The sequence below is a fragment of the Pseudoalteromonas sp. S2755 genome (assembly GCF_005886535.1).
GTDB lineage: Bacteria > Pseudomonadota > Gammaproteobacteria > Enterobacterales > Alteromonadaceae > Pseudoalteromonas.
In genome coordinates this window covers 1-10,780 of sequence record NZ_PNDS01000030.1, presented here as the reverse complement: position 1 = coordinate 10,780, position 10,780 = coordinate 1, and the positions used below count along the sequence as shown (strand labels likewise).

Sequence of the window (10,780 nt, the reverse complement as noted above, 5' to 3'; positions counted from 1 at the left end):
GGGAAAGGGAACATATTCACAGTTTCCGCTTTAAATCAGGGTAAAATCACTGATCCATCGTTCGCTTTTTGCACGTTTATTCGTTTCACAAAGTCGTCTTGCACGGGGTAAGTTGAGCTTGGTTTACCAAGCTTGGTTATCACCATCTTTTGACTTTATTGCTTTGTGATTATTCACGAGTTGCGGCCTGCTATGCACGGGTATTACTGCAACTGTGGTAAACGTATCAGACAAATTTTAATTTCTTGCTTTTTGGTTTATTCGTCGTGTCCAGTCATTAAACGAAATATTACGCGCTTCGCACTGACTGTTCGCACGTGTTTATCTTAGATGTATGATAAAAGCTTTGGAAATATTAGCTCTAATCTGTATGATCTGCCATCCAAGATGTGCATCACGACATTGTTTTTGCGATAAAAAGCACCTCGCAAAAATTTGCGGCCTGATTATCCCACTAATAATGTCGAGATAGCAACTAAATTATTACTCAAATCAGTGATTAGGCAATGTCAGAGAAACCCGCATTACAAGTTAGCTTCGTTACCGTGACTGAAGACCAAGAAGGTCAAAGGATCGATAACTTTTTAGTTACGCATTTGAAAGGGGTGCCAAAAAGCGCCGTATATAAAATTCTTCGTAAAGGGGAAGTGCGCGTAAACAAAAAGCGGGTGAAGCCTGTATATAAACTACAAATCAATGATGAAATCCGTATCCCACCTGTGCGTGTCGCGGAGAAAACCGAGTTTGTGCCTAAAAACCTAGACAAAGTCGCAAACCTAGAGGATGCCATTCTCTATGAAGATAAGTATCTGATAGTTATAAATAAGCCAGCCGGTATGGCGGTACATGGTGGCAGCGGCCTAAGTTATGGCTTAATTGAAGCGTTAAGAGCATTACGCCCACAAGAACAAAGCTTGGAGTTGGTGCACCGTTTGGACCGCGACACATCAGGTTGTTTGTTGATTTCAAAGCGCCGCGCTGTGCTTAAAGGACTTCATGAGCAGCTAAGAGAAAAGACCATGGAGAAAAATTATCTAGCGCTGGTTTCAGGGCAATGGGATGCCAAACATAAAAATGTTACCGAACCGCTGCGTAAAAATACCTTAAAGTCAGGTGAGCGAGTGGTACGAGTGGATCACGAGCAAGGCAAGCCTTCTCATACTCGTTTCAGAGTTGTCGAGCGTTTCGAGTCCGCAACTTTAGTGCAGGCATCACCGGTTACGGGCAGAACGCACCAGATCCGAGTGCATACTCAATGTAAAGGACATCCAATTGCGTGTGATGATAAGTATGGCGATCAGGTGTTTGATGCCAAAATGCGTGAAGTGGGATTAAATAGGCTATTTTTGCATGCCAAAGAACTCAGATTTATGCACCCGAAAACAGAAACGACACACCATGTAGAGGCGCCATTGGATGGGGCTTTGGAAGCATGCTTAGTTAAACTAAGGAAGTAACATGCGCTACAAGTGTGTAATTTTCGACTGGGATGGTACTGTCATGGACTCAGTGCCAAAAATCGTAAATACTATTCATCAAGCTGCTGAATCTTGTGGAATTGCACCAGTAAGTAACCAAGCGGCAAAAAGTATTATCGGCCTGTCTCTCGATAAAGCGATATTGACACTTTTTCCAAATCATGAAGACAAATTAGCGTCTTTAATTGATGCTTATAAATATATCTATAAGTATCAAGACAAAACCCCAGCGCCTTTATTTGAAGGCGCTGAAACGCTTTTAAAGCAATTACATGGCAGTGGTGTCAAAGTTGCGGTTGCAACAGGAAAAAGCCGAATCGGCCTTGACCGTCTGATGATAGAAAGCGGGTTGAATGATGTTTTCGTTACGACACGGACTGCATGTGAGGCGGAGTCTAAACCGCATCCCGACATGTTGCTTCAGATTTTGGCTGAATTAAATGTGAAAGCTACAGAGGCTGTCATGATAGGCGATACGCTAATTGATATGGATTTAGCGAAGAATGCAGGCATTGATGCGATCGGTGTCACTATGGGTGTTGCAACAAGGGAGCAGTTATCGCAAACATCGGCTGCGCATATTTGCGATAACTATCAAGACTTATCTGACCTATTGTTAGCCTGATTGCTCAGCGAGCACATCAATACCGAACTCGAGTAATGTTTTAGTGAGTTGAATAAGGGGAAGACCAATTAGGGTATTCGGGTCTTCTCCTTCAAGCTTATCAAACAGACAGATCCCTAATCCTTCGCTTTTAAAGCTTCCAGCACAGTTGTAAGGTGTTTCCGCATCACAATAGTTACTGATCTGGGCTTGGGTAAGTTGGCGAAAGTAAACGTGAAACGGTACCACTTTAGTGATCGTTTTGCCGCTTTCAATGTCGAAAACGGTTAAACCAGTCAAAAAAGTTACGCGATTATTGCTAAATAGGCTTAGTTGCTTAATCGCGTTTTCTTTATTATGCGGCTTTCCTAGGATTTCACCGTCGAATAGCGCGACTTGGTCTGAGCCAATCACCACACCTTGTTGATATATTGCTATCGCTGCTTTGGCTTTTAATTCGCTTAATCGTGCAACAAGTTGTTGTGCTGATTCACCTTCGAGTGCTTGCTCGTCTACATCCGGTGAAAAAGATACAAAAGGAAGCATTAATTTTTTCAAAATTGACTGCCTAAATGGCGAACTTGAGGCTAGAATAAGGGGCGTTTTCATGAGATTTTTATCTTTGTGACAACATTGCCAACAGGATAATGCGCAATAACGCGAAAAACAAAGGGAAAGTGTATTTTTACTTTGACTAACACAGTAACTATCTATATGATGCAGCCCCTATGCAAAAGGTGAAAATTCCCATCACTATTGATCCATGCAGAGCAGCGCAACGTCGAGCATCTTATGACGGTGTTGTAATGCTTGAAGAACTTTCTCGATTGCAGCAAGTTGTGCGTGATCAAAATAGTGAAATAGCGGTAGACATTCATTTCAACATCGACGAACAAGGTTTGGTTGTTGTGCAAGGCAAAGTCCGAGCCCATCTAACTGTTGTATGTCAGCGTTGTAATGATGAATTAGGGTTGGATTTGGAACAAGACTTTGCGTATTCGCCAGTCGGATTAGGTGCAGAGTCGGATGATCTTCCCGAGCGTTATGATGTGTTGGAACTGGATGAAGAGGGTGAAGTTAATCTAAGACAAATCGTCGAAGATGAGCTACTACTCGCAATTCCAATAGTCCCGACGCATGATGAAGCACTATGCTCTTATTCTGATAAGCCAAAGAGCTTTGGTGAAATTGAAGCAGAAGATAGCAAACCAAATCCATTTGAAATTTTGAAACAACTTAAGAAAGATTCTTAGGAGAAGGCTAATGGCGGTACAAAAAAGCAAGAAGTCACGCGCACGTCGTGGTATGCGTCGTTCACACGATGCGATCAGTGGACCAGCTCTAACTGTAGATCAGGTTTCTGGCGAGACTCATCGTCGTCACCACGTGACTGCTGACGGTTACTACAAAGGCGTTAAAGTAATTTCTAAGTAAGAGATTACTTTATGCTGACCGATCTAACCATTGCGTTAGATATGATGGGGGGCGATTACGGCCCCCGTTCATCTATCCCCGCAGCAATCGCTGCTGTGCTTAAGCACCCAAATCTAAATTTAATTCTCTGTGGTAATCAGCAAGTTATTGAAAGTGCTTTGACTAAAGCTAATATGCTTGATCATCCACGCCTCAAAATTAAACACTGTAAAGAAGTCGTCACTAACGGTTGTGAACCAGCCTCTGCACTGAGAAATAAAAAGCAGTCTTCAATGCGTATTGCACTTGATTTGGTGAAGTCTGGCGAAGCACAGGCTTGTGTTAGTTCAGGAAATACCGGTGCGCTCTTTTTTATGGCTCACTATGTGTTAAAAATGCTGCCCGGTATCAAGCGTCCTGCGTTGATTTCAGCGGTCCCAACAGAGAAAAAACAACCCGTTTATCTGCTTGACCTTGGTGCAAATGTGCATTGTGATCCTGAAACCCTATATCAATTTGGTATTATGGGCTCAATCGTTGCCGGAGAGGCATTAAATATTCCTTCACCTAAAGTATGTTTGCTAAATATTGGCTCTGAAGAAATCAAAGGCCATGATGGTATCAAGCAAGCTGCAAAATTAATGAAATCCTCATCTGTTATTAATTATCAAGGTTACTGCGAGGGGAGCGATATGTTCTCTGGCAAGGCAGATGTTATTGTGTGTGAGGGATTTGTTGGCAACGTTGCCTTGAAAACCTGTGAAGGGATTGCCAAACTCATCATGCATAAGTTTAGCAAAGCGTTAAAAAAGCACTTTTTTTATAAAGCGTTGGCCTTTTTACTTCGACCCGTTATAAAAAAATTGTATAGAAGGGTGAACCCCGACCAGTATAACGGCGCAAGTCTGGTAGGATTGCGCGGTATTGTTGTGAAAAGTCACGGGAATGCTACAACGAAGGCATTTTTAGCCGCGATTGAAGAAGCTGCGCAAGAAGTACAGCGTAAGATCCCTGAAAAGATCCAAGCAGTGTTTGCTCAGGTCGACACAGAAAAACAACCGTCAGGTCCGCATCCCTAACACTGCTAAGTGACATGAGGACGTGGCGACAACAGAGAAAATAAGAGCACAATATGTCACAAAAAATCGCATTATTTTTCCCAGGACAGGGCTCACAAAGCGTGGGCATGTTATCTGAATTATTAGCATCTTCTGACATCGTTAAAGCGACTTTCGCTGAAGCGTCAGAAGCACTCGACTACGATTTAGCCGAACTTGTGCTAAATGGTCCTGAAGAAGAATTAAACCAAACGCACCGTACTCAACCAGCATTATTGACCGCAAGTGTTGCTATCTTTAGAGCGTGGCAAGAGAAAGGTGTTGAAGCTGAACTGACCTTAGCAGGCCATAGTTTAGGTGAATACTCTGCATTGGTATGTGCTGAAGTATTGACCCTTGCAGATGCCGTTAAGTTAGTTGAAAAACGTGGTTTATACATGCAAGAAGCAGTTCCTGCTGGCACCGGCTCAATGGCGGCAATTATTGGTTTAGATGATGACGTGATTGCCAAGGTGTGTGCCGAATCTGCACAGGGTGACGTTGTTTCCCCGGTAAACTACAACTCACCAGGTCAAGTGGTGATTGCGGGTCACGTTGAAGCCGTAAATCGAGCTTCTGAAGCGTGTAAAGAAGCAGGGGCTAAGCGTGCATTACCACTTGCAGTTAGCGTTCCATCTCATTGCGCATTAATGAAACCTGCGGCTGATAAATTAGCCAAAGATCTTGAAGCACTCGCTTTTTCAGAGCCAAAGTTTGATGTGATCAACAATGTTGACGTTGCTGTTGCAAAAGATGCAGCAGCAATAAAAGATGCGCTTATTCGCCAGCTTTATAGTCCAGTAAGATGGACTGAAACTGTACAAGCGGTTGCGAAAGAGGGTGTTACAAAAACTTTTGAGTTCGGTCCTGGTAAAGTGATTTCAGGTCTTGTCAAACGCATCGACCGCTCAGTGTCGTGTGTGTCGGTAAATGATTTAGCTGCCATTGCAGCAGCAGAATAATAACGAGAGCATTATGAGTAATTTATTTTCTTTAGAAGGAAAAGTAGTACTAGTAACGGGTGCTAGCCGTGGTATTGGTAAAGCAATCGCTAACGCCTTAGTGGCGCAAGGTGCAAAAGTTGCGGGTACTGCAACGAGTGAGTCTGGTGCAGAGCGTATCTCTGAGTATCTAGGCGAAAATGGTAAAGGCTATGCACTAAACGTGACAAATGCCGACTCAATCGCAGCAACTTTGGATGCAATCAAAGCAGACTTAGGTGATATCGATGTGTTGGTAAACAATGCTGGTATTACTCGTGATAACTTGCTGATGCGCATGAAAGATCAAGAGTGGGATGATATCATCGATACAAACTTGTCATCTATTTTCCGCTTATCAAAAGCGGTACTTCGCCCAATGATGAAGAAGAAAAATGGCCGTATCATTAACATTGGTTCAGTAGTGGGCACTATGGGTAATGCGGGTCAAGCTAACTATGCTGCTGCAAAAGCAGGTGTAATTGGTTTTACAAAATCATTAGCACGTGAGGTTGCATCTCGTGGTATTACGGTAAATACTGTAGCACCGGGCTTCATTCAGACAGACATGACGGATGAGCTAACTGATGAGCAAAAAGCAGCGACTTTGGCGAATGTACCAGCAGGTCGTCTAGGCCAGCCCGAAGAAATCGCAGCGGCTGTGGTTTATTTAGCATCAGATGCAGCAGCTTATGTTTCTGGTGAAACTTTGCACGTAAATGGTGCGATGTACATGGTTTAACCCGCTGAGATCACAAATCAATTGAAATTTTTGTGATCTTGTCGACAACGTACTTGAAATCGTCGTGAAAATAGGCGATAAAAAGATCCAAAGCTTTGTAACAGGTTTGACCAGAAAAAAAAGTACGGGTCAATCCTTGAATCCCAGAATGATGCGTCGTAAACTGCGCCGCAATCTGAAAATTAACGCAGTAGCGTTTAAATAAAGGAAAGAAGAATGAGCGACATCCAAGAACGCGTAAAGAAAATTATTGTTGAACAACTAGGTGTTAAAGAAGAAGAAGTTAAATCAGAAGCGTCTTTTGTTGATGATTTAGGTGCTGACTCTCTAGACACTGTTGAGCTTGTAATGGCGCTAGAAGAAGAGTTCGATACAGAGATCCCTGATGAAGAAGCTGAGAAAATCACGACTGTTCAGGCAGCTATCGACTACGTTACTGCTCACGCTGAGTAACTAGCTTTTCTATTAGGGCAGCACTCGCTGCCCTAACTCTTTCTAGACCCCCCAATTATTATAATAATCCCTTTTTGGAGGACACCGTGGCTAAACGTCGAGTCGTAGTAACTGGCTTAGGTATGTTGACGCCGCTGGGTAATGATGTTGCATCTACCTGGCAGGGCTTATTAGAAGGCCGTAGTGGCATTCGCAATATCACGCATTTTGACACAGAAGGTTTCGGAACTAAGTTTGCTGGTTTAGTTAACGACTTTGATGTCACTGAGTACATTTCCCCTAAAGATGCTAAAAAAATGGATGTCTTCATCCAGTATGGTATCGCTGCAGGTGTACAGGCTTTAAAAGACTCAGGTCTTGAAGTTAACGAAGAGAATGCCGCTAGAGTTGGTGTAGCCATCGGCTCTGGTATCGGTGGCTTGACGCTAATTGAAGAAAACCACGTTAAGCTATTAAATAGCGGTCCACGCAAGCTTTCTCCTTTTTACGTTCCTTCTACCATTATTAATATGATCTCTGGTCATCTTTCCATCATGCATGGCTTGAGAGGTCCAAATATTTCAATTGTGACTGCATGTACAACTGGTCTTCATAATATTGGTCATGCGGCTCGTATGATTGCATACGGCGATGCGGATGCGATGGTTGCAGGCGGCGCTGAAAAAGCGTCAACCCCAATTGGTATGGGCGGTTTTAGTGCAGCTCGTGCGCTCTCTACGCGTAACGATGATCCACAAGCTGCTTCTCGCCCTTGGGATAAAGACCGTGACGGTTTTGTACTAGCTGATGGCGCGGGTGTGATCGTTCTTGAAGAGTATGAGCATGCTAAAGCACGTGGTGCTAAGATTTACGCTGAACTGGTTGGCTTTGGTATGAGCGGCGATGCATATCACATGACATCACCGCCAGAAGATGGTGCTGGCGCTGCACAAGCCATGGTTAATGCATTGAACGACGCAGGGGTCAATGCTGAGCAGGTTGGCTATATCAACGCACACGGCACTTCCACTCCAGCGGGTGACGTTGCAGAGACGCATGCTGTTAAGTCGGTATTTGGTTCTGCAGCAAAAGATGTGATGGTGAGCTCGTCTAAATCAATGATGGGTCATTTACTTGGTGCCGCGGGCTCTGTTGAATCAATTATTTCGATTCTTGCGCTGCAAGACCAAAAAGTAACGCCGACCATTAACTTGGATAACCCAGATGAAGGCTGTGATTTAGATTATGTGCCTCATACTGCCCGTGATGCGAAACTAGAGTACACTTTGTGTAATTCGTTTGGCTTCGGTGGAACAAACGGTTCATTGCTATTTAAAAAGGTGTAGATAAGCCTTAGTAATCTAATAGCAAAGTAGGTTATGATAAAAAAGCTCGGCAATGCCGAGCTTTTTTATGTTGTGAATACCCTTAAAAGGAAAGTGATGTGGATAATCAGCAGTTTTTTTCTAACACTGACAGAGGATTGGCCTATGGCGATGGCTTTTTCACCACTGCGTTAGTCCGTGATGGAGATGTTGATTTGTGGCCACTTCATAGAAACCGATTGGTGGAATGTCAGCAGCGCTTGGGCTTTCCTGAGTTACGATTAGATAAAATTGAGTCTTTGGCTCAAGAGCAAGTTAAAGATAAAGCGGAAGGGGTACTAAAGATCCTTATCACTCGAGGGTGCGGGGGCCGCGGTTACCAAGCCCCTGAGGCACCAGAGCCGAGTGTAAGTATTCAGGTCTTACCTTTTCCTTCACACTATAAAACATGGCAGCAAAATGGGATTGAGGTCGCATTAAGCCGAGTTAAACTGGGTATTCAGCCATTACTAGCTGGATTAAAGACACTGAATCGGTTAGAACAAGTACTTATTAAACGAGATGCACAGACATTGGTTTGCGACGATGTTATTGTGATGGATATCAATGATAGGGTGATTGAAGCGTCAGCGGCAAATATCATCATGATTAAAGAAAACATGCTGTATACACCAGATCTTAGTGGCTCAGGCATTAAAGGCGTATTCTTAACCGCACTTGAAAGTAGGCATGATATTAGGGTAAAAAAAATTGCTTTTGACGAGTTAAAAGCAGCTGATGGCGTATTTATTTGTAATAGTTTAATGCAGTTGGTACCTGTAGTAATAATTGAGAATAAACATTTCGATATCGCCTACTTACATGAATTGAAAAGGCGATTTTTAGGGAAGTAATATAAATGAAAAAACTGTTTATCATAGTCGCATTTTTGATAGCAGCAGCGTCCTGGTGGTTATCTCAGCAAATAAATAAGGTTAAATTTGAACCACTTAATATCTCTGAGTCATTAGTTGAGATAAAGACTGGGCAAACATTTAATCAGCTCTGTCAGCTATGGCAGCGTAGCGGGGCATTATCTAACTGCTTTCCTTATCAACTTTATAGTAAGTTAGAGCCTAAATTATTCGCGTTACAAGCGGGCTTTTACGATCTTAAAGGGCTAACGGTACTAGAGGCTATCAGCAAAATTAGTCGTGGAGAGCAACACAACTTTAGCTTTACAATCATTGAAGGGATGCCCATTTGGGAAGTCAAAAACAAGCTCCTCAGCGCCCCTTACTTAACGCAAGACATTGATAAGCTGGCAGCACAACTGAATATCGCGCAAAGTTCAGCTGAAGGGTGGTTGTACCCCGACACCTACCACTACCATGGAAATGACTCAGCGCTGCGCTTACTTAAACGCGCCCATACCAAAATGCAGAGTGTGCTTGAGCAGGAGTGGCAAAACAGAATGCCAGATCTTCCTTTAAACACGCCTTATGAAGCCTTGATCTTGGCTTCGATTATTGAGAAAGAAACGGGCGTAGTCGCAGAAAGAGATAAAGTAGCCTCCGTTTTTATCAATCGCTTACGTAAGGGCATGCGTTTACAGACAGATCCAACCATTATTTATGGTATTGGTGAGCATTTTGATGGTGACATTAAACGTGAAGATATCCGTAAAAAGACGCCATATAATACTTATCGGATTGATGGCTTACCGCCGACCCCCATTGCAATGCCGTCTCGTGCTGCTATCCATGCGGCACTTAATCCAGCAACAACGGATTATTTTTATTTTGTTGCGTCAGGAGATGGTGGGCACCACTTTTCGAAAACGCTGACAGAACACAATAAAGCGGTGAAGAAATTTATTTTGAAACAGTGACTTTTGAAAAGAGCTAACGTTGAAAGAGAGGGCTAACCCTCTCATAACCCTCTATTACAACATAAAATATTCTTTAATACCCGCCAATACACTAGATACTGCGACTGAAGCTAAAACAAGTCCCATTACTCGGCTGACGATACTTGCGCCACTATCACCAATCCATTGGTGAATTTTTGTCGCAACCAGTAAAAATAGCAACACGATAGCCAATACGCTGAGCATAATCATCGAGGTTTGGAGTTGTTCAAATACATTGTTTTCGCTGTTTTTAGTAAGCAAAACCGCTGCCAACATTGCCCCAGGACTTGCGATAGAAGGCATTGCTAAAGGGAAAATAGCGGTGTCGGATGCTTTACTATTTAACTTCATCTCCTCGCTTGGCTTACCCTCGCCAAAAATCATTGTCATGGCAAAGATGAACAGTACGATGCCGCCAGCAATCGCAAATGCAGGTAAAGGAATACCAATAGCGTTTAAAATGAGCTCTCCTGCAATAATAAAAAACAGCAACACAATGGCTGCAACCAATGTCGCTTTTACCGCTATTTTTCGTTTTGTCGCAATATCAAAGCCAGTGGTGGTTGCGATAAATACAGGAATAGTGCCAATGGGGTCGATGACCGCGAAGAAAAAAATGAACGTTGAGATAAAGTGTTCCATAGTTCCCTATTATGAAATAAAGGTTGTTCACAAATTATACCAGTTGTATTAAGTAAATGATCTATCTTGAAGCGGGGAAATAGCTTTAGTAGCAAGGCAAAAATTTTGCTATTTAGTTGTTCTAAATGAGAAATTTTTAACGAAGCTAATATGCTATTTCACCCTTAAAATTGATA

The 10,780-nt window shown here is 42.9% G+C and carries 13 protein-coding genes; 11 read left to right on the top strand and 2 right to left on the bottom strand.

What is annotated here, in order from left to right:
• Positions 1-506 precede the first annotated feature (506 nt).
• Together rluC and CWC03_RS06130 are read left to right on the top strand one after the other, a co-directional pair.
• Positions 507-1,457 carry a 23S rRNA pseudouridine(955/2504/2580) synthase RluC gene (gene rluC, locus CWC03_RS06135; RefSeq protein ID WP_010374006.1) on the top strand — a complete coding sequence of 317 codons (951 nt, stop codon included), beginning with the start codon at positions 507-509 and terminating at the stop codon, positions 1,455-1,457.
• A 1-nt stretch (position 1,458) separates the two neighbouring features.
• Entirely contained in the window at positions 1,459-2,103 is a 645-nt protein-coding gene (locus tag CWC03_RS06130) for an HAD family hydrolase (RefSeq protein ID WP_138581006.1), read from the top strand.
• Here CWC03_RS06130 and CWC03_RS06125 read toward each other — a convergent pair.
• A complete protein-coding gene (locus CWC03_RS06125; protein ID WP_138581005.1) occupies positions 2,095-2,691 on the bottom strand; it encodes a Maf family protein in 597 nt (198 codons plus the stop codon). The two genes, CWC03_RS06130 and CWC03_RS06125, sit on opposite strands and share 9 nt — an antisense overlap.
• Positions 2,692-2,810: 119 nt before the next feature.
• On the opposite strand from CWC03_RS06125, the gene yceD reads away from it, so the two are divergent.
• The 9 genes from yceD to mltG all read left to right on the top strand — a co-directional run bounded on the left by yceD (position 2,811) and on the right by mltG (position 9,941).
• On the top strand, positions 2,811-3,335 hold the full coding sequence (gene yceD / locus CWC03_RS06120) for a 23S rRNA accumulation protein YceD (RefSeq protein ID WP_010374009.1): 525 nt from the start codon (positions 2,811-2,813) through the stop codon (positions 3,333-3,335).
• A gap of 10 nt (positions 3,336-3,345) precedes the next feature.
• Positions 3,346-3,516, top strand: coding sequence for a 50S ribosomal protein L32 (gene rpmF, locus CWC03_RS06115; RefSeq protein WP_010374010.1), 171 nt, complete (start codon positions 3,346-3,348; stop codon positions 3,514-3,516).
• An 11-nt stretch (positions 3,517-3,527) separates the two neighbouring features.
• Entirely contained in the window at positions 3,528-4,574 is a 1,047-nt protein-coding gene (gene plsX, locus CWC03_RS06110; protein WP_010374011.1) for a phosphate acyltransferase PlsX, read from the top strand.
• A gap of 53 nt (positions 4,575-4,627) precedes the next feature.
• Positions 4,628-5,554, top strand: a complete 927-nt coding sequence (fabD, locus tag CWC03_RS06105; protein ID WP_138581004.1) for an ACP S-malonyltransferase — start codon at positions 4,628-4,630, stop codon at positions 5,552-5,554.
• A 13-nt stretch (positions 5,555-5,567) separates the two neighbouring features.
• Positions 5,568-6,314, top strand: a complete 747-nt coding sequence (gene fabG, locus CWC03_RS06100; protein ID WP_130164254.1) for a 3-oxoacyl-ACP reductase FabG — start codon at positions 5,568-5,570, stop codon at positions 6,312-6,314.
• A gap of 216 nt (positions 6,315-6,530) precedes the next feature.
• Positions 6,531-6,767 (top strand): acyl carrier protein, encoded by a 237-nt coding sequence (acpP, locus tag CWC03_RS06095; RefSeq protein WP_010374019.1) that lies wholly within the window; start codon positions 6,531-6,533, stop codon positions 6,765-6,767.
• 86 nt (positions 6,768-6,853) lie between these two features.
• A complete protein-coding gene (gene fabF / locus CWC03_RS06090) occupies positions 6,854-8,092 on the top strand; it encodes a beta-ketoacyl-ACP synthase II (RefSeq protein ID WP_138581003.1) in 1,239 nt (412 codons plus the stop codon).
• Positions 8,093-8,190: 98 nt separating this feature from the next.
• The gene (gene pabC, locus CWC03_RS06085) at positions 8,191-8,964 is read left to right on the top strand and encodes an aminodeoxychorismate lyase (protein WP_171040211.1); all 774 of its coding nucleotides are present in this window, start codon (positions 8,191-8,193) and stop codon (positions 8,962-8,964) included.
• A gap of 5 nt (positions 8,965-8,969) precedes the next feature.
• Positions 8,970-9,941, top strand: a complete 972-nt coding sequence (mltG, locus tag CWC03_RS06080; RefSeq protein WP_138581002.1) for an endolytic transglycosylase MltG — start codon at positions 8,970-8,972, stop codon at positions 9,939-9,941.
• A gap of 54 nt (positions 9,942-9,995) precedes the next feature.
• Here mltG and CWC03_RS06075 read toward each other — a convergent pair whose 3' ends face one another.
• A complete protein-coding gene (locus tag CWC03_RS06075; RefSeq protein WP_138581001.1) occupies positions 9,996-10,604 on the bottom strand; it encodes a MarC family protein in 609 nt (202 codons plus the stop codon).
• Between the last annotated feature and the right edge of the window lie 176 nt (positions 10,605-10,780).